Source organism: Bacillus sp. JZ34, assembly GCF_053903205.1.
The window spans coordinates 3,388,474-3,411,787 of record NZ_CP096403.1; the positions used below are offsets into that span (position 1 = coordinate 3,388,474).

At 43.6% G+C, this 23,314-nt stretch carries 22 protein-coding genes, 16 tRNA genes and 1 riboswitch; of the genes, 7 read left to right on the forward strand and 31 right to left on the reverse strand.

What is annotated here, in order from left to right; genetic code table 11:
* Window positions 1-2 precede the first annotated feature (2 nt).
* The 7 genes from ssuD to M1D90_RS17315 form a co-directional block, all read right to left on the reverse strand.
* On the reverse strand, window positions 3-1,133 hold the full coding sequence (ssuD, locus tag M1D90_RS17285; RefSeq protein WP_020450658.1) for an FMNH2-dependent alkanesulfonate monooxygenase: 1,131 nt from the start codon (window positions 1,131-1,133) through the stop codon (window positions 3-5).
* A 13-nt stretch (window positions 1,134-1,146) separates the two neighbouring features.
* On the reverse strand, window positions 1,147-1,983 hold the full coding sequence (locus tag M1D90_RS17290) for an ABC transporter permease (RefSeq protein WP_145608274.1): 837 nt from the start codon (window positions 1,981-1,983) through the stop codon (window positions 1,147-1,149).
* Window positions 1,980-2,948 carry an aliphatic sulfonate ABC transporter substrate-binding protein gene (locus tag M1D90_RS17295; RefSeq protein ID WP_186440207.1) on the reverse strand — a complete coding sequence of 323 codons (969 nt, stop codon included), beginning with the start codon at window positions 2,946-2,948 and terminating at the stop codon, window positions 1,980-1,982. Before M1D90_RS17295 ends, M1D90_RS17290 begins: the two co-directional genes overlap by 4 nt.
* 41 nt (window positions 2,949-2,989) lie before the next feature.
* A complete protein-coding gene (locus tag M1D90_RS17300; RefSeq protein WP_456282925.1) occupies window positions 2,990-3,757 on the reverse strand; it encodes an ABC transporter ATP-binding protein in 768 nt (255 codons plus the stop codon).
* Window positions 3,758-3,958: 201 nt separating this feature from the next.
* Window positions 3,959-5,734 (reverse strand): phosphomethylpyrimidine synthase ThiC, encoded by a 1,776-nt coding sequence (gene thiC, locus M1D90_RS17305; protein ID WP_429726145.1) that lies wholly within the window; start codon window positions 5,732-5,734, stop codon window positions 3,959-3,961.
* 148 nt (window positions 5,735-5,882) lie between these two features.
* Window positions 5,883-5,991: riboswitch (TPP riboswitch) on the reverse strand.
* A 94-nt stretch (window positions 5,992-6,085) separates the two neighbouring features.
* Window positions 6,086-6,850 carry a type I 3-dehydroquinate dehydratase gene (aroD, locus tag M1D90_RS17310; RefSeq protein WP_031305076.1) on the reverse strand — a complete coding sequence of 255 codons (765 nt, stop codon included), beginning with the start codon at window positions 6,848-6,850 and terminating at the stop codon, window positions 6,086-6,088.
* Window positions 6,851-6,977: 127 nt separating this feature from the next.
* Complete coding sequence (locus tag M1D90_RS17315) at window positions 6,978-7,547, reverse strand: TetR/AcrR family transcriptional regulator (protein WP_023856463.1); 570 nt, start codon at window positions 7,545-7,547, stop codon at window positions 6,978-6,980.
* Window positions 7,548-7,657: 110 nt separating this feature from the next.
* On the opposite strand from M1D90_RS17315, the gene M1D90_RS17320 reads away from it, so the two are divergent.
* The gene (locus M1D90_RS17320; RefSeq protein ID WP_145929893.1) at window positions 7,658-8,173 is read left to right on the forward strand and encodes an HXXEE domain-containing protein; all 516 of its coding nucleotides are present in this window, start codon (window positions 7,658-7,660) and stop codon (window positions 8,171-8,173) included.
* A 221-nt stretch (window positions 8,174-8,394) separates the two neighbouring features.
* Here the strand turns inward: M1D90_RS17320 and M1D90_RS17325 are convergent, their stop codons facing one another.
* Both M1D90_RS17325 and M1D90_RS17330 read right to left on the reverse strand, forming a co-directional pair.
* Complete coding sequence (locus M1D90_RS17325; protein ID WP_456282926.1) at window positions 8,395-11,202, reverse strand: M14 family metallopeptidase; 2,808 nt, start codon at window positions 11,200-11,202, stop codon at window positions 8,395-8,397.
* 221 nt (window positions 11,203-11,423) lie between these two features.
* On the reverse strand, window positions 11,424-12,749 hold the full coding sequence (locus tag M1D90_RS17330) for a TGS domain-containing protein (RefSeq protein WP_144498061.1): 1,326 nt from the start codon (window positions 12,747-12,749) through the stop codon (window positions 11,424-11,426).
* Between the two features lie 642 nt (window positions 12,750-13,391).
* Between M1D90_RS17330 and M1D90_RS17335 the strand changes: the two genes are divergently transcribed.
* Both M1D90_RS17335 and M1D90_RS17340 read left to right on the forward strand, forming a co-directional pair.
* Window positions 13,392-14,024, forward strand: coding sequence for a hypothetical protein (locus M1D90_RS17335; RefSeq protein WP_456282927.1), 633 nt, complete (start codon window positions 13,392-13,394; stop codon window positions 14,022-14,024).
* A 93-nt stretch (window positions 14,025-14,117) separates the two neighbouring features.
* Complete coding sequence (locus M1D90_RS17340; RefSeq protein ID WP_456282928.1) at window positions 14,118-14,486, forward strand: YolD-like family protein; 369 nt, start codon at window positions 14,118-14,120, stop codon at window positions 14,484-14,486.
* 224 nt (window positions 14,487-14,710) lie between these two features.
* On the opposite strand, the gene M1D90_RS17345 is transcribed toward M1D90_RS17340, so the two are convergent.
* Together M1D90_RS17345 and M1D90_RS17350 are read right to left on the reverse strand one after the other, a co-directional pair.
* On the reverse strand, window positions 14,711-15,337 hold the full coding sequence (locus M1D90_RS17345; protein ID WP_161621065.1) for a hypothetical protein: 627 nt from the start codon (window positions 15,335-15,337) through the stop codon (window positions 14,711-14,713).
* 2 nt (window positions 15,338-15,339) lie between these two features.
* Window positions 15,340-16,053, reverse strand: a complete 714-nt coding sequence (locus M1D90_RS17350; RefSeq protein WP_061578444.1) for a DUF3800 domain-containing protein — start codon at window positions 16,051-16,053, stop codon at window positions 15,340-15,342.
* Between the two features lie 265 nt (window positions 16,054-16,318).
* Between M1D90_RS17350 and M1D90_RS17355 the strand changes: the two genes are divergently transcribed.
* Together M1D90_RS17355 and M1D90_RS17360 are read left to right on the forward strand one after the other, a co-directional pair.
* Complete coding sequence (locus M1D90_RS17355; protein WP_456282929.1) at window positions 16,319-17,992, forward strand: T7SS effector LXG polymorphic toxin; 1,674 nt, start codon at window positions 16,319-16,321, stop codon at window positions 17,990-17,992.
* A gap of 16 nt (window positions 17,993-18,008) precedes the next feature.
* Window positions 18,009-18,323, forward strand: a complete 315-nt coding sequence (locus tag M1D90_RS17360; protein ID WP_106070804.1) for a hypothetical protein — start codon at window positions 18,009-18,011, stop codon at window positions 18,321-18,323.
* Here the strand turns inward: M1D90_RS17360 and M1D90_RS17365 are convergent.
* The 4 genes from M1D90_RS17365 to M1D90_RS17380 form a co-directional block, all read right to left on the reverse strand.
* Entirely contained in the window at window positions 18,279-18,566 is a 288-nt protein-coding gene (locus M1D90_RS17365) for a tyrosine-type recombinase/integrase (RefSeq protein WP_376711831.1), read from the reverse strand. The genes M1D90_RS17360 and M1D90_RS17365 overlap by 45 nt on opposite strands.
* 262 nt (window positions 18,567-18,828) lie before the next feature.
* The gene (locus M1D90_RS17370; RefSeq protein ID WP_011201590.1) at window positions 18,829-18,966 is read right to left on the reverse strand and encodes a hypothetical protein; all 138 of its coding nucleotides are present in this window, start codon (window positions 18,964-18,966) and stop codon (window positions 18,829-18,831) included.
* Window positions 18,967-20,061 carry a response regulator aspartate phosphatase gene (locus M1D90_RS17375; protein ID WP_025811897.1) on the reverse strand — a complete coding sequence of 365 codons (1,095 nt, stop codon included), beginning with the start codon at window positions 20,059-20,061 and terminating at the stop codon, window positions 18,967-18,969.
* Window positions 20,062-20,240: 179 nt separating this feature from the next.
* Window positions 20,241-20,609, reverse strand: coding sequence for a tyrosine-type recombinase/integrase (locus tag M1D90_RS17380; RefSeq protein WP_095289807.1), 369 nt, complete (start codon window positions 20,607-20,609; stop codon window positions 20,241-20,243).
* Here M1D90_RS17380 and M1D90_RS17385 point away from each other — a divergent pair.
* Both M1D90_RS17385 and M1D90_RS17390 read left to right on the forward strand, forming a co-directional pair.
* The gene (locus M1D90_RS17385; protein ID WP_218832537.1) at window positions 20,559-20,858 is read left to right on the forward strand and encodes a DNA/RNA non-specific endonuclease; all 300 of its coding nucleotides are present in this window, start codon (window positions 20,559-20,561) and stop codon (window positions 20,856-20,858) included. The two genes, M1D90_RS17380 and M1D90_RS17385, sit on opposite strands and share 51 nt — an antisense overlap.
* A gap of 10 nt (window positions 20,859-20,868) precedes the next feature.
* A complete protein-coding gene (locus tag M1D90_RS17390; protein WP_456282930.1) occupies window positions 20,869-21,330 on the forward strand; it encodes a DUF600 domain-containing protein in 462 nt (153 codons plus the stop codon).
* A gap of 412 nt (window positions 21,331-21,742) precedes the next feature.
* On the opposite strand, the gene M1D90_RS17395 is transcribed toward M1D90_RS17390, so the two are convergent.
* The 16 genes from M1D90_RS17395 to M1D90_RS17470 form a co-directional block, all read right to left on the reverse strand.
* Window positions 21,743-21,824, reverse strand: a tRNA-Leu gene (locus M1D90_RS17395).
* Window positions 21,825-21,838: 14 nt separating this feature from the next.
* Window positions 21,839-21,927: transfer RNA gene (locus M1D90_RS17400), tRNA-Leu, on the reverse strand.
* A 12-nt stretch (window positions 21,928-21,939) separates the two neighbouring features.
* Window positions 21,940-22,010, reverse strand: a tRNA-Cys gene (locus M1D90_RS17405).
* Between the two features lie 14 nt (window positions 22,011-22,024).
* Window positions 22,025-22,099: transfer RNA gene (locus M1D90_RS17410), tRNA-Gly, on the reverse strand.
* Between the two features lie 53 nt (window positions 22,100-22,152).
* Window positions 22,153-22,224 (reverse strand) — tRNA-Gln (locus M1D90_RS17415).
* A gap of 8 nt (window positions 22,225-22,232) precedes the next feature.
* Window positions 22,233-22,305: transfer RNA gene (locus M1D90_RS17420), tRNA-His, on the reverse strand.
* Between the two features lie 20 nt (window positions 22,306-22,325).
* A tRNA-Trp gene (locus M1D90_RS17425) sits at window positions 22,326-22,399 on the reverse strand.
* 7 nt (window positions 22,400-22,406) lie between these two features.
* Window positions 22,407-22,491 (reverse strand) — tRNA-Tyr (locus M1D90_RS17430).
* 7 nt (window positions 22,492-22,498) lie between these two features.
* A tRNA-Thr gene (locus M1D90_RS17435) sits at window positions 22,499-22,571 on the reverse strand.
* A gap of 3 nt (window positions 22,572-22,574) precedes the next feature.
* A tRNA-Phe gene (locus M1D90_RS17440) sits at window positions 22,575-22,650 on the reverse strand.
* A 10-nt stretch (window positions 22,651-22,660) separates the two neighbouring features.
* Window positions 22,661-22,737: transfer RNA gene (locus M1D90_RS17445), tRNA-Asp, on the reverse strand.
* Window positions 22,738-22,758: 21 nt separating this feature from the next.
* Window positions 22,759-22,835: transfer RNA gene (locus M1D90_RS17450), tRNA-Met, on the reverse strand.
* A 21-nt stretch (window positions 22,836-22,856) separates the two neighbouring features.
* Window positions 22,857-22,932: transfer RNA gene (locus M1D90_RS17455), tRNA-Val, on the reverse strand.
* A 116-nt stretch (window positions 22,933-23,048) separates the two neighbouring features.
* A tRNA-Glu gene (locus tag M1D90_RS17460) sits at window positions 23,049-23,123 on the reverse strand.
* A gap of 14 nt (window positions 23,124-23,137) precedes the next feature.
* Window positions 23,138-23,229, reverse strand: a tRNA-Ser gene (locus tag M1D90_RS17465).
* A gap of 6 nt (window positions 23,230-23,235) precedes the next feature.
* Window positions 23,236-23,310 (reverse strand) — tRNA-Asn (locus M1D90_RS17470).
* Window positions 23,311-23,314: the final 4 nt, after the last annotated feature.

Below are 23,314 nucleotides of genomic sequence, written 5' to 3' on the forward strand. Positions count from 1 at the left end.
ATTTAAATCGTTTTTTCCTTTTGCCTCGTCGGAAAATGGTCATTTCCGATGACTTCGCCAGACGCTTTTCTTTGAAGTTTCGGGCGAAACGGAAGGAGCGGAAAGACCTTTTCGGCAAAATGGTACGCTTCTTCAAGATGAGGATAACCTGAGAAGATAAAGGATTCGATGCCGAGATCAGCATATTCTTTTATCCGGCAGGCCACCGTTTCCGGATCACCGACGAGCGCTGTCCCCGCTCCGCCTCTGACCAGTCCGATGCCCGCCCAAAGATTCGGGCTGATCTCAAGATTGGTTCTGTTTCCCTGATGAAGCTGAACCATCCTCTTTTGCCCTGATGAATCCGTCCGTTTCATCGCGTTTTGGGCTGCGGCAATCGTTTCATCATCCAAGTGGCTGATCAGTCTATTTGCCGCCTGCCACGCCTCTTGTTCCGTTTCTCTGACGATTACGTGCAGTCTAATTCCAAAACGGACGTTCCTCCCTTCTTTTTCAGCCTGTCTTTTGACAGATTGGATTTTTTCTTTAACGAGATGGGGCGGCTCTCCCCATGTTAAATAGACATCCGCGTGTTTGGCGGCAGTCTCCTGCCCGGCCTTTGACGAGCCCCCAAAATAGATCGGCGGATGAGGATGTTGGGCGGGCGGAAAGAGTAAGCGGCCGTTTTCGGTCTTCAAGTGTTTCCCCGAATAGCTGACAGTCTCGCCTTTTAAAAGCGACCGCCATATGTCGAGAAACTCATTTGTCGCTTCATACCGTTCATCATGGCTGATAAACAGGCCGTCGCCGGCTAATTCATACGGATCACCGCCGGCGACCACATTGATGAGGAGTCTGCCCTCTGCAAGCCGGTCGAATGTGGAAGCCATCCGCGCCGCAACCGACGGCTGCATCAAACCGGGTCTTACAGCGACTAAAAACTTCAGATTTTTCGTGACTGACGCCAGAGCGGCGGCGGTAATCCACGGATCTTCGCACGATCTTCCCGTCGGCAAAAGAACCCCTGTATACCCAAGCCGGTCAGCCGCTTGCGCTACCTGCTGAAAATAGGTGTGATCTGCGGCTCTGCCTCCCGTGTCTGTGCCGAGATAACGTCCGTCCCCATGAGTAGGAATAAACCATAAAATGTCCAAAAAGATCTCCCCTTTACTTTTGATTACCTTGATAGCTGTTTCTCCAGCCAAGGCACTTTTTCTCCAGAATTCTGACGAATGAATCCGTCAGCTTGCCGACGGCAGCGAAAATCAAAATTCCGACAAACACCTTATCTGTTTGTGAAAACTGTCTGGCATCCATAATCATATAGCCGACTCCCGCGCTTGATCCCATCAGTTCGGCAACAACAAGGCCCAGCCACGAAACACCGAGCGACAGGCGGATGCCTAAGAGGATGTTCGGAAGCGACGCGGGAAGAATCAGCTTAGTCACCTGCTTCAGCCAATGGAACTCCAATACTCTCGCCACATCGAACAGTTTCGAATCGACGCCCCTGATTCCTGAAAATGTGTTGATATATACCGGGAAGAAGGCGCCGAGCGCGATCAAGAGCACCTTTGACAGTTCGTCGAAACCGAACCATAAGATAAACAGCGGCGTGACGGCGAGATGCGGAACGGTTCTCAGCATTTGCAGAGAGGGATCGAGATAATCCTCGGCGATTTTTGAAAAGCCGATTACAAGCCCCAGCAGGAGCCCGAGTCCGGCTCCCAGGAAAAAGCCGAGCGCGGCGCGCTGAATGCTGATGCCTAAATGAGTGAAAAGCTCTCCTGATACGATGAGATCCCGAAATGTAAGCAATATACCTAAAGGAGCCGGAAGCACGGTTTTTGATATGAGCTCAAATGACCCGACAAGCTGCCATAATAAAATCAATATCACAGGTAATACAATTCCCTTCCCCCATGCCAGCCGAAAAGCGGCCGGTCTCAGTTTTGCGCCTGCTTTCGGCTGGATCGAGGGGGTGCTTGATGAAACAGCCCTCATTTGTCATCTCCTCCTTTCAGCGCTTTTTTAATAAATGAATTGTCAACCACTTCTTTTACATCAATCTCTTTGTTAATCGCTTTTAATTCGAATTGAAAATCGGCAGTCTCCTGCTGCGTTTCAATAATGAGGTCTGTGATCGGCTCATTTAACGGTTCGGTGTTATTCAGCACGTTTTCAACGACCTTTTTGTCGAGATTTTTAATTTTCGCATACGCTTCAACCGCTTCTTTCTTATGGTTTTTATGCCATTTCACGGCCTTGTCATACACCTTCAGAAAACGGATCACCTCATCCGGATACTTCTCAGCAAATTCGCTTCGTACAAGCGTAAAACCCGGGGAATACTTGTCGATTTGTTCCCCGTCAACCAATATTGCCGCATCACTTTTGATCGTTTTAAGGGACAAAAACGGCTCCCAAATCGACCATGCATCAATCGCGCCGCTGTCAAATGCCGGCATGGCTTCGTCAGGCTGAAGCTGAATGATGTTGACGTCTGTTGGCTCCAGACCTGCTTTATCGATCACTTTATACAGAAAATCGAACCCGCTGCTGCCTTTTGCCACCGCCACCTTCTTTCCTTTCAAATCTTTTATGTCATTGATGCCGCTCCCTTTTTTCACAAGAATGCCGTTCGCCTTTAAACCGTCTTGCGAAAGACCGATTTCTTTAAAATCAATGCCAGCCGCCTGCCCTGCGATCACCGGTGAATTTCCAACCTGGGAAAAATCAAGTTTACCTGCGGCAAGACCTTCAAACTGCGGCGGACCGCTTTGAAACTCTGTCCATTTCACTTGAATCCCTTCTTTTGCGAACTCTTTTTCAAACCAGCCTTTTTCTTTCGCAAGGAGCAACGGGCTTAAGCTTTGCTGCACTCCGATGTTGATCTCTTTTAAATCTCCGCCCCCTCCGCTTGATTGGGCTGCTGAACAGCCCGCAAGAAGCATCAGGCAGCCCAGCATATACAACGGCCATTTTTTCACGTTTTTCCGCTCCTTTCTGCTCAAATCCCTGAACCTTCCTGAAAGCTGAATGTTTCCGTTGTCTCGAATTCTTTCAGCACTTTTTGTCTGATTGATTGAAAAACGGGCGATGTTCTGCTGCGCGGAAATGGCAGATCGACCGGAATCAGCTTGTGGATTCTCCCCGGCTTTGCGGTAAGAATCGCGACCCGGTTGGCTAAATAAACCGATTCGTCAATATCGTGCGTCACGAGGATCATCGTCATCTTCTTTTCTCGCCAAATGTCTGTCAGAACATCCTGGAGATGCTTTCTCGTAAAGGCGTCCAAGGCGCCGAAGGGTTCATCAAGCAGCAAAATCTCAGGCTCCCTGAGCAAAGCCCTGGCAATCGCGACCCGCTGCGACATACCTCCGGACAGCTCGCGTGGATACTGTTTCTCCGCGCCTTTCAGCCGCACCGTTTCAATCAATTCATCGACTTTTTTTCGCACCGCCGGTTCTTTCAGGCTTAAATCTGCGGCGATATTTTGCTCGACCGTCAGCCATGGAAAAAGCCGATGCTCCTGAAAGATGAAACCTTGCTGAATCCCCGGGCCCTTGATTTCTCTTCCGTTCATGCTGATTCGCCCTTCATAATTCCCGTCAAGACCGACAGCGATTTTTAAGAGCGTGCTTTTCCCGCATCCGCTTGGACCGATGACAGTCAGAAATTCGCCGTTTTCGACCGTCAGTTTCACGTCTTGAAGCACGCTTGTTTTAAGGCTGCCGTTTCCAAATGTTTTTTCATTTACACGAATTGATAAAGACATCTTGTTCCCCTTTCTTTTCTAAACTGAAAATAAAAAACTCTTATCCCAATTGAGATAAGAGCCTTCGGTTGACCGATCAGCGCTGATGAAATTTTCCGAAATATTAAACAACATACTAATTCATATTATTCCGACCTGTCAACCCCATATTATAAAAAAACAGATGAAAGGTTCCCCTTTCATCTGCAGTATTGCCCGTTTTTAACTGTAAATGCTGCCGCCTGCTTTTTTAAATTCCTTCGCCTTCTCTTCCAATCCTTTTTGAATAGCCTTTTGTTCATCAAGGCCGTTTTCCTTGGCATAGTCGCGAATATCCTGGGAAATTCTCATACTGCAAAATTTAGGCCCGCACATTGAACAAAAGTGTGCTGTTTTGGCGCCTTCCGCCGGAAGGGTTTCATCATGGTATTCAAGCGCTCTTTCCGGATCGAGCGACAAATTGAACTGGTCCCGCCAGCGGAATTCAAAGCGCGCCTTCGAAAGCGCGTCATCGCGGATTTGCGCGCCGGGGTGCCCTTTGGCAAGGTCAGCCGCATGGGCCGCGATTTTGTATGTTATGACGCCTTCGCGGACATCGTCTTTGTTCGGCAGTCCCAAATGCTCCTTCGGCGTCACATAGCAAAGCATGGCCGTGCCGTACCAGCCGATCATCGCCGCTCCGATTGCTGATGTAATATGATCGTAGCCCGGTGCAATATCGGTCGTCAGCGGGCCGAGCGTGTAAAACGGCGCCTCTTTGCAAATTTCCATCTGCTTGTCGACATTCTCTTTAATTTTATGCATCGGCACGTGTCCCGGTCCTTCGATCATCACTTGAACATCATGCTTCCAGGCGATTTCCGTCAGCTCGCCGAGCGTCTCCAATTCGGCAAATTGGGCCTCATCATTCGCATCCGCAATCGAGCCGGGCCGAAGGCCGTCCCCGAGCGAAAATGCGATATCGTATGTTTTCATAATCTCGCAAATCTCTTCAAAATGAGTGTACAGAAAGCTTTCCTCATGATGAGCCAAACACCATTGCGCCATAATTGCCCCGCCGCGGGATACGATTCCAGTGACGCGCTTTGCCGTCAGCGGCACATACCGAAGAAGGACGCCGGCATGAATCGTAAAATAATCAACGCCTTGCTCAGCCTGCTCGATTAATGTATCGCGGTAAATCTCCCAAGTGAGATCTTCCGCGACGCCGTTTACTTTTTCAAGCGCCTGATAAATTGGCACAGTCCCTACAGGAACTGGACAATTGCGGATGATCCACTCCCTCGTTGTATGAATATCTTTACCTGTGGACAAGTCCATCATCGTATCGGCGCCCCAGCGGATGGCCCATGTCATTTTTTCTACTTCTTCTTCAATCGAAGAGGTGACAGCGGAATTGCCGATGTTGGCATTGATTTTCACGTGGAAGTTGCGGCCGATAATCATCGGTTCGCTTTCCGGATGGTTGATATTTGACGGAATAATCGCCCGTCCGCTTGCCACTTCATCACGAACAAATTCGGGAGATACATGCTCTCGGATCGCGATAAATTCCATCTCGGGCGTAATGATCCCCTTTCTTGCGTAATGCAGCTGGGTGACATTTTGACTTTTTTTCGCGCGCAGCGGTTTTCGTTTCAACCCTGGATAGCTGTTGCTCGCTTTCTCTTTGCTTTTATAGCCGTTATCCTCCGGTCTGATTTCTCTGCCTTCATATTCTTCGGTATCGCCGCGCTCCCTGATCCAGGTCGCCCGCAAAGGTTTCAGCCCCTTCAGAATATCAACCTCTGCATTCGCGTCCGTATAGGGACCGCTCGTGTCGTAGACGCGGACAGGCTGATTTTCTTCGGCGCCAAATGAACCCGTCGTCGGACTTAGCGAAATTTCTCTCATCGGCACTTGAATGTCAGGTCGCGCCCCTTCGACATACACTTTGCGGCTCCCTGAAAAACTTGACATAATCGAGATGTTTTTTTGCTGTACTGACTCCTGTTTCATGTAAAAATCCTTCCCCTCTAAAAAATTGATCAGGACGAAACTCCGGAACAGCACCAGCACAAAAAAACCAGGCTCATATGATGAACCTGGTTTTACAGTCAGTAAAATCACTGGAAGACAGACGGACCATACCCATTCCCCATCTTCTCCCGAATCCTTTTTACTTCCCCACGCTGGTACGAACCAGATCAGGTCCAAAGGGTTAAGAAACACATGTTTCTCTCTCAGCCCGCAGTCGGGCACCCCTAGTAAAGCTATTCAATTCATTTTTTATCGTAACACACCGATTTAGCAAGTGAAAAGGATGGAAAAATATATGAATCTTTTTCACTATAGCGGCACACCCAATTATTATAAATTGCGATGAAGCACATCAAGTATATGTTTCAAATCCGTCGCCTCAATTTGGCCAGGTGCGGATGCTTTTTTCGCTGCGCCGAACGTCACGGCCGAGCCAAATACCTCTCCGGCGAGCCGGCTGATCAAGCCTTTTCCGGCCATCGACATCGTGATAATCGGCCGCTTCGCATACCGCTCATGCATCATATGAGTCGCCTCAAGCAACACCAGCACATCTGCCGGTGTTTCAGGCATCACCGCGATCTTAGGGAAATCGGCGCCAAGATCCTGGGCTTTTCGGAGACGGGAAACGATCTCTTCCGCTCTCGGCGTCTTCCCGAAATCGTGGTTGGATATAATGACAAAGACATGTTGCATATGAGCCGCTTGAACCAGTTTTTCCACATGATGCTCTTCATTGAACAGCTCGACATCAATCACATCTGCCAGCCCTGTTTTGACTACGGCATGATTCAAGGAAAAGTAAAATTCCTTACTGACTTCTTTTTCGCCGCCTTCCTCCGCGCTGCGAAATGTAAATATCAACGGGATATCCTTTAAGATCTCCCGGATGTCAGCCAATACCTTTTTCACTTTGTCAACGTCTTCGACATCCTCAAAAAAATCCGCCCGCCATTCGGCAAGATCCGGATTAATCGATAGAAGAAAAGCAGCTTCTTCTTTCAATTGTTCATGCGTTTTTCCGATGAGCGGCACGCAAATTTTCGGGGCTCCTTCTCCGATGGCCACCCCTCTGATCTTCACCGTATTCAACAACGGCCTCACTCCTGTTCTCTATATTACAAGGGTCTTTGCATTAACGGTACCGAAGATTGGCCGTAAGCACAAGCAGAAATTAAGAAAGAAGGCTAAACACTTAAAGCACTTATATACCAACATGAGATCACCTTTCGATAGCTTGCTTGTTTAAAAATGAATCTACTATTCCTTGCAGAATATGACTCATTTCTTCAGGAGTTTCCTTCCGGCCTCTCTCAAACCATTTTGAAAGGATGTTCCAAAAGCCCCCTGCGCTGAATGAAAGCCCGTACTCCAAGTCGATTTTGCTTTTAAAATGAAAGGTTTCTTCTTTAAATTTTTTATGAAGATCCGGTAGAAGTTCATTATATTTCTCAACAATCAAATAAAACAAATGGTTCTGATAAAGGGCTTGTAAAAAATCGGCATGTCGGCTCCAAAAGTTGAAGTATGCATGTCCAAGACTGGATAAGTCAATATGTTTTTCCTGAACAATGTAATTGGAATACTCACTGCAAAGCTGCTCAAAATAGCGGTCTAATATATCTTTTTTTGAATGGAAATGCCGATAAAATGTTCTTCTGTCAAGCTGCGCTTTTTCCGCTATCTCTGTAATGGTGATGTCTGAAAAGCTTTTTTCCTTCATAAGCTCCAACAATGATAGCGTCAGCCAGCTTTTAGATTGCTGAGCTGTTTTTGAGGGCATTTGCTTCATATTCTCTCTCCTGTCGCACTTTTTATGGCAATGTAGCACTTTTCGTTGGCTCATTGACTTTGTTCTCTATGAAATGTCACAATTGTGGCACATAAGAGGGGGGAATGTAAATGGAAAACATGCAATTTATGGCTTGGATGCTGCCGATCTTATTTATACTGCATGATTTTGAAGAGATGGTGATGGTCGAGGCATGGGGCAAAAGATATCGAAGCAAGCTGAAACAACTGAAAAAAGCTCCATTCGGCCATGCCAAAACCGCTTCTTTTGTTTGCGCTGTGCTCGAAGAATTTATTCTAGCTGTTGGTGTAACTGTTCTCAGTATTTATTTTAATCAATATATTATCTGGTTTGGTTTCTTTTTTGCTTTTACTGTTCATTTCCTTGTTCATATCGTCCTATGGTTCACATTTAAACATTATGTACCCGGCATATTAACGTCGATCTTTATGCTGCCATTTTGTTGCTATCTGCTGACCGCTGCCGCAGAGATAGAAAAATTCAGTTTTCCTGCAATGATCTTATCAGCCATATCCGGAACACTTATCGTCTTTTTTAACCTTAAGTTTCTGCATAAAAAAATGGGAAAGATTCAAGAAAGGCTGGAAGCATATGGCCGCACATGAAAAGCAGGCACTTACGGAAGCTTCCGGCCCTTTGACTAGAAGCAAAGCAAACGATGGAGACCCGTCAGACACGAAAAAACTGCCCTTCAAAAGAAAGGCAGCATGATCTAAAATCATGGCACTGCTAACGATGGTTCAATGTTCGTTCCAAAGCTTGTCTATCCAGCTGTTTAGAGGCGCCTCCACTGCGGGAGCCGCTTGCACTTCAGCTGTCCAGCCTCTCATCGTTTTGATGATGGAGCATTTTCGGTTTTTCCGGGACCGGCATTGAAAATCGAATTCGCCAGCAACCGATATTGATGCTGCGGATGATCGTCATTGGTTAGATCGTTAGCGAAAACAGTTAAGTTCTTGTTGTTATCTTTATACGTGAAAGCCATAATCTTTCCTTTGGCAGCATCATGTCCAGGCCACCAGCCTGCCTTGAAGAAGTGATCTTCATCAGCAATCACCGCAAGCACTTTTGCCGTTTTAGGAACAGCGGTAATATAAGAACCAGTGACTGTGTAGAAATATTCCTGTTTATTGTAAGGAGCTGTAATAGCATGATCTTGCATGACATTTGCCAAGAAGACGCCTTCGTATCTCTCCCATTCAGGTCCTTTAAAAGAAAATCCGGGGATCCACTTCTGAACATTCGTCATCCCCATGTTTCCAAATGCAATGTAAGGCTTTCCTTTATTAACATATTTAGAAGAGTCGAACGTATTGACAAGCACATCTGCGCCCGCCTGTTCTGAGGTGACGTTAAAGCCCAGATTTTTCAGTACATATGCCGCTTCACCCAGTGCTCCTACAGTAGAAGCCCTGAGGACTTTGCCGCTTGGTTTCTTATGGCCGGATGCGCTCACGTCGAGATAGTACTTGGAAGCCAACGGGGCCAGGTCCTTGTAGGCAACCGCGAAGTCGCCCGCTTGATAGCCTGATCCGCTCTTGGTGAGCATTGTAACGGTCTTGCCGGCTGCCAGTAACTCGTTGACTGCCTTTATCGCATCATTGTTTGTGTTCTGGATTAGCACATAAGCTGAGCGTTTTGGCATTTTAGTCCCCGGAAACGACACGGAGGTGATGGCAGAAGTCTTGCCTTTGAACACCCCGGCATCTCGAATTACATAACGGTCAAAACCTCGCATATCATGGAAATTTTGAATCATCTCACCGGCTATCATTTCATAATCAGATACATCTATTCCATCATACAAGACCAAGTTCGCGAGGCCGCGGTTTGCCTGGTGCATGTTTACAATAAATGATCCTGCCGGATATGTTTTTCCGTCAACGGTTACCGCTTTTGTTGATCGTTCAATCTTTACGCCGTTGCGAAGGAAGTACTCAACCATCTTATAGGTTTCCAACACATTCTTTTGAATATTTTTATCGACCGGCAGTACGTAATATTCCGGGAAGAAGTTTTGATTGCCCTGCCGCGGTCGGCCGATCTCTTCGTTTTTGGCGTTGACCAAGTAATGATCGACAGCGCGATCATCGATATTGTCCACGCCGCGCTCGAATATTTTTAATTGGTTCAGGAACAGCTCTTCTTTTTTTTCCGCTACATATTTTGCAGCTGCCGCAGAACTGTAATACAGAGCTTTGGTAGACTCTTCATTCGACTCGGGCGTTTCCAGCGTGTGACCCATCGCACCGTGATACATGGCGAATGCAGCGGTATATGCTGCAGATGCATCATCCCATCCCGAAGCCGTGCCTTTTGACACATAATTTGGATCTTTCGCAGTTTTCCGATGTTCTTCATAAGGAATATGATAGTAGTCATACTTCGTATTAGCAATCCCGGCCTCACCCATAGCCTTTGCCTGTTCCACCATGTGGTCAATCAAAAGGTCATACTCAACATTCGGGTTATGAGGCGGAGTAGAAGGCTCAATCAGGAAATTGGCATCGAACCCGTGCATATCCAGAAAAGACAGCGGCGACCACTTCGCGATTTGTTCCGTTACGCTGCGCGTTTCAGGCTGGGTTTGATAAGAATTATCCCGGTTCAAATCGAAATCCTCAGCATTGGAACGTGTTGTATGAACCCGGCCATCCGGGTTGTCCGTATAAACGAACAGGAAAAAAACATGTTCCAATGCATCGTCTATATTCAACGTTGTCTTGCTTTTCTTGCCATTCGGCAGGACTGTATCGTACGTCATGCTCTTATCCAATGCCATTGACTTAAAGTAATTCATGATCGCATCGACGCCAGGCGCTTCATTCGGATGAATATTGTTCAACCAGATCGGCACCTGATAGTCGCCAAATGCGCCGGATTTAATGTCGGCCTGCAATTTCTTCGGGTCATTGAGCATGGCAGGGTGAGTCACCTTCTGATACTTATCGACAGCGGCTTTATCTTTGGCAAGCACTGTCAAATAGATATCACGGCCTTCGACCGATTTTCCAATAGAAGTCGTTTTGATATATCTGTTGTTTTTTTGCGCAGCTTTTGCTGTAACGGCATCGATCTCCGGTTTCAGCTCATCGTAAGTGCGGAAGCTGTCATATGGCGTCAATTTTACGGGAGCATGGGCAACCACTCGTCCGTTCACTGTTGCCGCCAAATCATATGTGCCCATCAGCGATGCGTATAGCGGACGTTGCAATCGCGGCTCTGACAGGTTGTCTGTATCGTATGGAAGATCGAAATTGATGTTAGCATGAACCTTGCCGTTGGTCACTTTTACATGGCTAACAGTAATGAAAGGTGCACCGCTGTAATCCCGGACCTTATATTTTTTCCATTGAGACAGCGGTTTGCCGTCATACGTCCAGCTTAAGCTCTTCACATCAACACCTTGCGGAAGCTTAAACGCAGCATGAAGCGTTCGTTTCTCTGTCATCGAAGCAACATTGTTGTCCAGTTTTAGCTTCTGAGATTTTTTAGTCTTTACTTTTGTCTGCTGACCGGACGCCGTCCCCTTGCCAGTCTGCGCCATAGCAACACCGGGGGTTATCGCTCCAAGCAGCATCATAAACGACAAAACCAAGATCAGATAACACTTTGTGAACGATTTCTTAAACATAGAAAAATGCCATCCCCATTTCGTGATATTTTCAAATTGCAAACTTGATAAGAGAAAACCATTACAAGAGTGAGGAGTTCTGGCTGCATTTCATTTGCCTGCCTCACACTCTGATTCAGCATGCCCTCCTCCTCCAATATCTTCCGGAGCTCCCGACAGGCTAACAGCCTGAAGGAACTGCCTCCTTAGACGGTTTCTTCTGGTAAAATGTTAAAGACCGCCTACCTGGATGTCGTCGTTCCCGTGACGGGTCCCAAGGTGCTGAAGGCCCGGTCAAAGCGGCGCATCGCTGTCTCAAGCGGACCGGCAGGAAGCCGTGCAATCAGCCACCCTGTCACCGTCACCATGGCCGCGACGAACAGATCACTGAATGGAATGGCCCCGATATCATACTTGGCCCCCGAGATTTCAAGAGTCCATATAACAACAAACTGAGCTGCATACATCGTCAACGCCACACGTCCGACTCCCGCGAACGGCTTTAACACGGCAGAGTTTTTCTGCGGCACGAGACATACCAATCCAAGCACCAGAAAGGCAACCCCAAGCCCCAGCATCGTCTGGAAAGTTGACGCACTGTGCGGAGCGATCGAAAGAAGATTGTGCCACAACGGCGGTGCCACGTTGTGCGGCCAGATTGCATACTGATCCGGCTCAGCGCCGGCGGTGCCTTGAACACTTACGAGCCACTCTTCGAATGAACGGCTCAGCCCCGGAAGAACGAAAGTGCCCAAAACTTTAGAGACGATAACCATGATTGTGCCGCTGCCCACTAGCGAGAGTGCGGTCCGCATCCTGGTCAAATCGAAGCGCCCGATTGCCATACCGGCGACAAAAGCGGGTGCAAGTGCGAGCGCCGACATCGGGCCGCCTGCCATATCACCAAGTAAGTATGCTTTCGACAGGACGCTGCCTCCGAGAATCATCAGCGGCGGGCTCACTGCAAGCAAAACAGCTGCTGTTGTAACTAACACACGTGTCGAACGACGAATCAGCACCAACGCCAGCACAAACAGTGCCGCATAAGCTGGCAAAATCACCCCGAACGGAGTATTCAGCATGATGAGAAGGTATCCTATAATATCGATAAATACCGCGCGGGCAAGCATCCGCGTCCGAAATGCGGCCGGCTCCATTCCTCGATCCAACATGCGCCCGGCCATGATCGAATAGGAGATGCCGCCGCAAAGCACAAATAGAAGCGTCGTATTCCCGGAAACGATTGAACCGTTCGTTTCGTTCAAGGCGAAGTGCTGCAAATACATCCCGATGACCGCCAGCCCCCGAGCTGCATCAAGTGCCACAATACGCCCTGTCCCCCGCGCTTTTTCACGCTTGAACTTCTGACCTTCAGCCGAGTCCCGGGTGACAATTTCAACGAGCGCACCGTCCTGAAGCGGAGTTGATAAATCTACAAGCTTTCCGTTTAATTTACCTGCAACCGCATTTTCCAGACCGCAGCTAATAGAAGCAGCGACATCTTCAATGCTTGCTTCCTCCTCAAATTCTCTGACGGACCCGTCAGGCAATTTAATGCTAATTGACAACTGTATTCCTCCTCAAAATGATCCTTTGTCTATATTTGGATGAGATCTGGCTGTATTCAATATAGCGGGCAGATGTCGCTAAAGTTTGATCAACTTGTAAACAAAACGTAAAAAGGTGGATCGGAACATATCATTGCATAAAGAAAAGCACCTTGCTGATGATAAGGTGCTTCATTTCACGGTGCGATGAATGAAGAGTGCGGACAACAGTTGGTCATTGCGAATATGTTGGCGGTTCTCCACGTTGATGAGGAATAAACAAAAAGGGCGTTCCTTACAAAGGGAACGCTTTTTCATCGTTTGGCAATACGGTGTTTAGTGATACCGGTGGGCGAGGTCGAACATACCCTTTAAACCATTGATTTATCAAGGTTTTTGTTTACCTTTGTGCAAAATTTGTGCAAAAAAATTTCAGGAAGGTTTTTCTGCATTACGGATAGCCGTATATCGAATTTTGTTATAATAAAATCACCAACACAAAAGGGAAGAAGAAAATGAGTATCAACAAAATCAGATAATAAGAACTTACTTTCTTATAATTAGGAAAAAGCGTAGTGAGAAGAGCTGCTGTAAACCAACTATTTAACAAGCTGTTCAAACGAGTCTATATAGAAACCCCCCCTCATTTGTTTTAAAATGTAAATGTTCGTTTTAAAACAAGAGGGGGATTTTTTTATAAAGAACTTTATTTTTTTATTATTCATTTTTCTTTTATCCTTCACTTTATCCGCGTGCAGCAGTGAAAATACGTCTTCTGAAGAAAAAGAGACAAAGAACGCTGAGAGTGAAGACAATAACATCCAAACAAATAACGTTGAGAGTAGCCAAAAAGCATTTAATTTTAGCCTTGAAGAGTTTGCACAGGCATACAATGAAAAAGCTGAGGAAATTGAAAACGATGAAGAAATGAACTCTCCTATTCTCAATCGAATTATTTTTGATGATATTGGGGATTTTGAATATGACGAAAATAAAAATATTTATACTAGAGAGCTAATAAGTGAAAGTGATGACTCCGGTGGCAGTTTTACTTTGAATGCATGGTATGATAACGATCAAAATTTCAACGGTTTAAATCTATCCACTTTTGGCTCAGATAATATGGCATCCGATATGGGTCTCTTTAATACACTCGTAGTTTTTCAAATTTTTGGAATTGATATTGGGCATTTAAATGACCTTTTAAAAAGCGATCAAGATATGCTGGATATAGAAGATGAGGATTACTCTGTACATCTGGCCAAACTCCCAGATACAAAAATCGAACCGAAATAAGCCCTTCTCTTAAAGAAGTTTTTTAATGGCTAATTTTTCTTGTCGAGAACAGAACAAACGTTTCCTTATAATCATCTCAAGGAGATGAACACCATGAAAGATGACAACTTGAAAGATCGGGGATCAATCAAATGGACAGCTATGATGCTGCCGGAGCATGTCAGCCTGCTCCGCGAATTAGAAAGCAACCAGAATAAGGTTAAAAGGCCGGTTCTTGACATGTCACAGATCGAAGATATGGAAATGATCAAAAGTGAAGCAATGGAGTTTAATAATCCAGTTCAGTTTTCTTTATTTAAGCCAATGCCAATGCTTAACGGACCGGAAACCGGGGAGATCGTTCAAATAGAGGGCCATATCCATTACATAAACCAGCTGCGCAAGCTGTTCCATGTTGTGGATTCAAAAAGAGACACCAATCTCATTAAATTTGAGGATGTTGTTGACATAGAAATTAGGTAAGCACATATTTTTGATAAGAGGGCTTCATTTAAAACAAATTATTTAAGGTTTTAAAACAAAACAGAATGGGAATACTTTAAATGAATCCCATTCTGGAATTAAATAAGTGGACAATGTTGTACGGTCTGTTGACAACAGATTACTTTTATAGTAATTTAAATGTAGCTCATCTGCCACGTGTAGAAGGAGAATCCGGTTTTCGCACAGCGATTACCGGTTTTTATTTATTTAGGATCATGAACTAAACTCTTTATATATTTAGAATACTCAGAATCAAAATTCATCTTAGCATTTATGTAAAAAACCGGATAAGCTGAAGTCAATACATAATTCTTCAGTTTTCCTTCTTTATACCATTCATCAAGTATTACAACATAATCAACAGCCCCATTGACAAATCTAATATATGTCTGTTTTCGCCCTTTCTTTTTATTCACTTTCCATATCTTAATGTCCGGATCACCTTTATTTGCTAGATTTATTATTTCGTTTATCCAATGGATTCTTATTCCCCTATAATAACAAATGTTTCGAACATCGCTATTGTTCATAAGAATTGTTCTTTCATTTTCAATACAATTAGAATAACACTTGGTTATGGATAAACAGTTATTACATGGCAATATATTGAATTTTTCTTCACTATTCAAACTGATTAAGTGCCAAAATGTTTCACTTTTTCCTTCTATCCAATTTTCAAAATTCACAAAAATAAATTTACCTTTGAATTTACTTCTGCCTTCCTTATCCATAATCTTTTCTCGAAAAACTCTATAAAGCTTATTTTCAATATCAGAATGTTTCGTCAACCCTGTGATATCTATAGGAGGAGATAACTTTTCTGAATACATTTTTAAAAGCTCCTTCTTGGCTGCCAAATAAATAAATTAAATTTGCTTTCTGCTCTAGATGTACTATGATTTAAGGACCAGCCTGACATTTCTTTTATTTTCTCAATCATTGCTTTTTTAGCTACACTCGAATTCGAGTGTAAATATAAGCCTCTATGGAAAAATGAAAGTGCTCCAATAAATAAATCGCATAATTGCAAAACTTCAGATTCATGGGAATGGATCTGCTTTATGTCTTCTATAATTTCTTTGTTGAAATCATATTTATTATTACAAAGAACCTCGTGAAGTTTCTTTACTTTTTTTCCTCCACGACTATCCTTTATATCAATAAAAATTCGATAATTATTATTTGGCAAGGTAAACGGATCAAGCAATAAATAGTACATTTTATAGTACCAAGTGTCATAATCGTTTCCGTTATAAATGGAGTGATCTAATTCATCTTTACCTGTAGCAACAACACCCCGAAAAGATAAAGATGGTGTGTTAAAAAAGTACTTAATCAATTCTATGTAAAAATCAATCTTTCCCTTAGAAACTTTGGTCCACTTAATCTCAAACCAAGAATCTAACCCATGATTAATCTTAATCTGACGTATATCTTCATAAATTTCTTTAAGATATCGAGAATCAATTCCTATTGCACCTAATACCATTACATCACTCTTGTCCTTTTCCAAATGACAACTCTCATCACAATATATATAAATCACAGGTTAACCCCCTGAACCATTAAAAATCCTTTAATGGCAATTATATCATGGTTTTCCATTACCGAAAACCAATTAAGATCTTTTAAGCTATTAAAGCTTCTAAAAAATCAAGATCGGTTTATCCTCAAAAACAAAAACATTTAGGTTTATAGACCTAATCAATAAGATTCATTTTCATGGATAAACAGGATTTATTCACCAATCCCTTTCCGTAAAGTGGTAAACTCTATACTGATTGTAACCAAAAGGATTAGAGGAGAATGCCATGAAGACTCTGGATGTTCAGGCGTTACACAATGCAATTGATCAAACGCTCGAACAATTAAAACAACAATCAGACGAATTCGCTAAAGCCAAAAAGGCCGTTGAGGGCATCACATCACTTGATGATGCTTTAAAAGGAAAAGGCGGCGACGCGATCCGCGCCTTTTACGAGGAATGTCACACCCCTTTTCTACAGTTCTATGATACCTTTATAGAGGAATACAGTTCCACGCTGAAGAAAATGAAAAGCGCGCTGAATTCCCTGGAACCCAACCATAACGGATTTATTTCCCAGTCCTTTCTCGAACACGAACTTGAGAATGGCTTAAATGCGGCTGATCGAACAACGAAACATTTGGTTTCCAAGACCAACGCCACGATCGCAAAAGTTAGTCATATCGTTGATTTACCGGATTTGAATGACAGCGGTTTTCATGAACAGAATCAGAAAGCGTTAAAGGAAATCAGCACGACTCTTGAAAAGCTGCATGCGTTTGACCGCGAACAGACAAACGCGCTCAAAACGGCTGAAAATGATCTTGAGACGATGCAGAGATACATAGCGCGGCTCGAAAAGATGTATACCGGCCCCAAAATTGAAATCACCGGTTATCAAAAAGGCGCGATTTTAAAGCCGGATGATAACACTAAAGCAAACGGACTACCTGGCGGACTTCAGGGCCAACTGGAGAATGCCGAGCCGTCTCCGATGGAGATGATGCTTGAAAAGCTCAACAAAAATAAACGATCCAATGTGTATACGGTGATGAGGGCAGACAATAAAGAAAATATCAATCAAGACGTTTATGCGAACGATTTTGATTTGAATACGTTACAAAAAGAAGCAGAAAAACATCCGAAGGTTTATGGAGATATTCGGGTCATTGATGGTAAACTATATAATCATAAAGGATGGAAAAAGGTCAAAACAGTTGATGTCGCCGATGAAGTAGTTCAAAATCCGTCAGACATTAAATATATCGGTGGGCGTTACCATGTATATGAAAATGGTCAAATCGTAAGAGAGTACATTGTAAACGGCAAAGTAGAGATGGAAGCTGTTAAACGTATTCCAGAAAGTCGAAGCCAAGGGAATCTTAAGCGAGATTTTGAAGGAACTCCTTTAGAACCAGTAAATGATATAGGGGATTTTGTTGCAAAAGAAATAGCGGGCGGAAATGATGCGGTTCGAGTCATAATAGGCAGAGATCCGGACACAGGTGAAAAAGTCTCTGATGTCGAGCGTGCTGCGTCCGGAACTTCTTTAACACCTGTTGGACGGCTGCTGAAATACGGTAGAAAAGGATTTAAGTTCTTTAAAGGCGAAGAGACGGCAAAGAAAGTTGCGAAGGTTGAGAAAAGCTCTAAGGGTAGTGTTAAACCTGTTTCAAATATGAATGAGTTTTTTGATATGGAATTTGGAAAATCAATAAGTAATTCCTTGTCAAAATCAAAAGTAAAGTACGATGGACAATCAATTTATAAGGTAGAAAAGAAGACGGATAACCCATATCTGAAAAAGGGTTATGGAGTTTATCTTGACGCATTACATAAAGACCATTTAGAAGTAATAGATAAGACAGGTAATGTGAAATACGTATTGAATTTAGATGGTGCTTTAAACTCTGATAAGACTAAAAAAGCACTTGGACGAGTAGTTAAGGGCTGGAAATAATTGTGGAGGAATTTATATGGATAAAAAGTTAGAAGGAATATTGGACATATTAGATAAACTTAATTCAAGTATTACTATTGTAAATAAAGAAGATATAGATGAACAGTACGAGAACCTTGAGGATTTTAGGATGTTAACTGGAGATTTAGATGTTATATTAAACAATTTTAGTTCATTGGATAAGAACGATGGTGATGAAATAGAGAAAATGTTATTTGAACTTCATAGAATTCTAACGACGTTTGAATGGCATTTCTCAGAAATCAGTGATTTAAACACGACAATATTAAAAGTTTATAAAGACAAAATCAATAATAATGAGAAGCCTTAAAAGAGTATTTTTTCTCATGGTGTGGGTACCGATGCCATTAAGCCCGACGAATTCCACCGCCTCTTTCAATATGTTATATGCCGTGCTTCTGCTGATTGGTTTGTTAAGCCCTTCACGGCTCTTAAACAAAAATTCCTGGTCATCCTTGTCTTTAATGTAATCGGCCAGGGCCTTTTTTAGGGCCTTATTTATTTTGATCCGTTTCTGGTTGCAGGTTTTCTTCTCGCGTAAATCGATGTACATTCGTTTGGCGTTGCGGACTCTTAAACGAAGTAAATCGGATATACGCAAGTCTGAGTTTATGACGGTGACGAAAAGCAGCTAGTTTCTTTCAATCCGTTCTCTCAGGAATTTTTTTATATAATAAATCTGGTCCATATCCCGGATAGGCTGCACAAAGTTCATTATGAAGCACTTCCCTTCACATACACTTCCTCTTTCAATGCGATGGAAATCATAAAAAAGACGGCTGTAATAGCCGCCCTCTTACTGTTGTATTTTTGTTTTATGAGCCCGCTCCTCTTGAGGCAAGTAATGTTACTGAGTCTGCTGTTTGAATACTTTCTGCGAGGAAGTCTGCTGCGCTGGTTAAAACGAGTCCAAGCGATGCAGTAAGGAAAGCAGTTACAATAAGTTTTTTCATTTAAAGAACCTCCTTTCCTGTTAGTTTACTTGATTTTATTGCTTTTTCCAAGAAGTATGTGGAATATTTGTAATTATTTAATGAGCTGTAGACGTTGGCCACATCCTCAGCAAGCGCCTCAATGTCTACGTAAGCCTCCCTCTCCTCGAGCATTTCGATAAACTCTTTTACTTGCGGTACACCCTCGAGGGGAGCGCTATAGCATATATTTAAAATCGAGAATTTGAGCGAAAAGTTGATATTATTCGTTTTCTGAGCAAACTCAAAACCAAGATGAACCCACTTAAGCGCCTTATCAACCTCACCTATCTTATAAGTCGATCTAGCTGACTCGTATATGCACTGCATGTACATAATAGGCGCATTTTTTTCGATGTCATCTGTTTTAAATGAGAGGTCGAAATACTTGAGTGCTTCTTCGTGTTTATCCTCTTGAATTTTTAAAAAGCCGAGATCATAGTAGACAGCCGCCAGCAGATGATTATCGCCCATCTTGATCAGTCTTTCTGCGCAACTATTAAGCATATTTTCAGCTCTTGTTAAACGTCCGTCGTCTATATAATTGAGTGCGAGCAGCACCGTACAGTTTATCGACTGTGTCTTATATTCTTCATAAGCCCTATAGATGCTCTTCGCGATTGAAAGATGATGAAAAGAAAGTAGAGTTGTTTTAGTAAAATAATAGAGATTTCCAAGCTTATAATGAAACTCGGCCTTTTCGATTTCATCTTCGACATTATCGAGCTGCCGCTCGGCAACTCTAAAACAATTAAGCGCTTTAGAGTAGTTGCTCCTCGCACTTTCATACATTCCTTTAAAGAGAAAGTGATAGTATCTTAACAAACCGTCTGTCTTCGCCTTATCCTCAGCAATAGGCGGAAGCTGCGGCTCCCCCGCGACGTCTTCCATTAATACTCTGAACCTGTAATCAAGTAGATTAAAGTAAAGCAAAACGTCCTGATCTTCTTCCATTACGTTTAAAAGGCCTTTTATTCTGCCCCTAAGTTCTACGGCATTTGAGACATCTCTTTTTTTTATGTGAACATACCACTGATTGATGAGATTGGCTACGTTCACAGAGGCTACTGTTTTCATTGTCAAACCTCCCACACTTTACTGCCTCTATCGCTATGAGAACATTTTACAGAAAGTTACCAATGTTTGCAAAGAAATTTGTATAAATAATTTACTTTTCGTCCTATAAATGGCTAATAAAAAGTAAGGGCATGCTAATTAACTGTGCGAATACCGCCCGATAGAAGTTACGGCCAAACTTATCCGCCCTCTTCTCGAATGTTTCTTATTTCAATGACAGGCTTTCTATCGAGAGTAATAAACAGCGCGTCTGTCTCAACATACCCTCGGATAGAAATGTACTTTTTAAGTTGCTTCATCATTGCGGATGTAATCGGAACAATTCTTTCTTGATTCCCTTTTGCATTTCTTTCGTGTATGACTGATTCTTCGATTTTTACATCTTTTAAATTTATGCTTACGAACTCATTCGTCCGAATACCCGTCTCCAATAGAAGCAACATCATCGTATAGTCTCGAATACCTGTGAATGTTCTAAGATTTGGCTGGCTTAAAAGTTGCTTCCGCCTGAACGTAGCGATGATCTGCTTCCGGTCTTTAAGGGTCATGCCGGACACTTAGCTGCCGATAGATTTGGTGGCTCTCCTGAATTAGACAATCTCGTTTCGCAGTCCAGTAACATTAACCAGAGTAAATACAAGAGATTAGAAAACAAATGGGCTAAAGCGATATCTGAAAAGAAAAAAGTAGCCGTTAATGTTAAAATTAATTATGATGGGAACAATCCTAGACCAAAGAGTTTTGACATAAAATACAGTATAGATGGTAACTTGAAGAAAGTAACTTTAGAGAACTAGGAGTGGTTATATGACTAAAACATTTGAAGATTATTTATCTGAATTACAAACAGATATGGTCGCCATTTGTCTTGAGTATGTCGAAAATCAGGCTGATGCCATTTATATTTATTGCTCATATGAACCTGAAATGTATTCCTTTGATGTATTTTATAAAATAAATGGTAAGTTGGTTTACAAGCACAAACTTAACGACGCGGTAAAAGAGAATGAAAAATACGATACATCAGAAAATCGTCAAGAAGCTGTTTTAGATATCGGGTTAAAAAATTTAAAGGAAATCCATAAGGTATGTACTGAATTTAGTCAGGAGATGCCTACAGAAATAAAGTTAATTTACAATGTTAAACAAAACAGTTTGAAAGGCAATTACAGATATGATTTAGTTTATTCAAATGATGACGAACTGTTACCCGATGATATTTTTGAGTCATGGTTTGAAGAAATGAAGAAGTTAGATACAGAAAAGTAAGCTGTTTAGTATAGAATTAAATTATAAGCAGCAATCAATACCGATACTTGGAATAAAATTTAATTTATAGACGCCGATTTTGCGTCTTTTTTAGGAATGTAAAATAAACTGTGTGAGTAAAAGAGCGGACACAACTTTTACTTACACAGTTTATTTCGAGAGAATAAGATAGCATTATATGCTCCTCTGTCATCGACTAGGGGTCGCCACATACATTTTGCTCCTGTAAAAGTTTCTGCACCTTATTAAGCTCATTTCGATAATATCTCACGGTATGTTCTCGTAGCTTCCAGAGCTCGCAGTCCTTAAGAAAAAATTCTTACGGACTTGTTCAAAGATAAAGAATAAATAAAAAGAGCGTTCCCTTTATAAGGAACGCTCTTTCATCGTTTGGCAATACGATGATTAGTGATACCGGTGGTCGGGGTCGAACCGACACTCCCGAAGGAACACGATTTTGAGTCGTGCGCGTCTGCCAATTCCGCCACACCGGCATGTGTGTGATCAATGGTGCCGAGGGCCGGACTTGAACCGGCACGGTAGTCACCTACCGCAGGATTTTAAGTCCTGTGTGTCTGCCAATTCCACCACCCCGGCACGAGGCAAATAAGGCGACACCCGGATTCGAACCGGGGATAAAGGTTTTGCAGACCTCTGCCTTACCACTTGGCTATGCCGCCATCATTTTAAGAATTGGAGCGGAAGACGGGATTCGAACCCGCGACCCCCACCTTGGCAAGGTGGTGTTCTACCACTGAACTACTTCCGCATTTTAACTAATATTCATCTTATCATATGCAGGATGATAAAGAAAGATGAAAACTGGGCTAGCTGGATTCGAACCAGCGCATGACGGAGTCAAAGTCCGTTGCCTTACCGCTTGGCTATAGCCCAATATGAAGGGCGATTGATGGGAATCGAACCCACGAGTGCCAGAGCCACAATCTGGTGCGTTAACCACTTCGCCACAACCGCCATAAATTGTGAATTAAAATTGGCAGGGGCAGTAGGAATCGAACCCACACCGGAGGTTTTGGAGACCTCTGTTCTACCGTTAAACTATGCCCCTAAAAACATGGTGGAGGGGGACGGATTCGAACCGCCGAACCCTGAGGGAGCGGATTTACAGTCCGCCGCGTTTAGCCACTTCGCTACCCCTCCAAAACAGTGCCGGCCAGAGGACTTGAACCCCCAACCTACTGATTACAAGTCAGTTGCTCTACCAATTGAGCTAGACCGGCAAATGGTGGCTCGGGACGGAATCGAACCGCCGACACACGGATTTTCAGTCCGTTGCTCTACCAACTGAGCTACCGAGCCTTTATTTAAATGGCGGTCCGGACGGGACTCGAACCCGCGACCTCCTGCGTGACAGGCAGGCATTCTAACCAACTGAACTACCGGACCATTTTGACAATGAATTTAATTTGGTTGCGGGGGCAGGATTTGAACCTGCGACCTTCGGGTTATGAGCCCGACGAGCTACCGAACTGCTCCACCCCGCGATAATATGATTTTCATAGAAATGGTGGAGGATGACGGGATCGAACCGCCGACCCTCTGCTTGTAAGGCAGATGCTCTCCCAGCTGAGCTAATCCTCCGAAGTACAGGACGTACAAGTGCATGCGTTGCAACAGGACGTTGCGATCTTAGCATGCCTTCCTTTAAAAAGCTTCGGTGTAAACCTGATGCTTTTTAGCGTGCTGTCCAAAAAGAATGGTGACCCGTACGGGATTCGAACCCGTGTTACCGCCGTGAAAGGGCGGTGTCTTAACCACTTGACCAACGGGCCAGATGTATTTAAAGTGGCGGAGAGCAAGGGATTCGAACCCTTGAGACGGCGTTGGCCGCCTACACGATTTCCAATCGTGCTCCTTCGACCACTCGGACAGCTCTCCAATAAATGGCTCCGCAGGCAGGATTCGAACCTGCGACCGATCGGTTAACAGCCGATAGCTCTACCACTGAGCTACTGCGGAATAA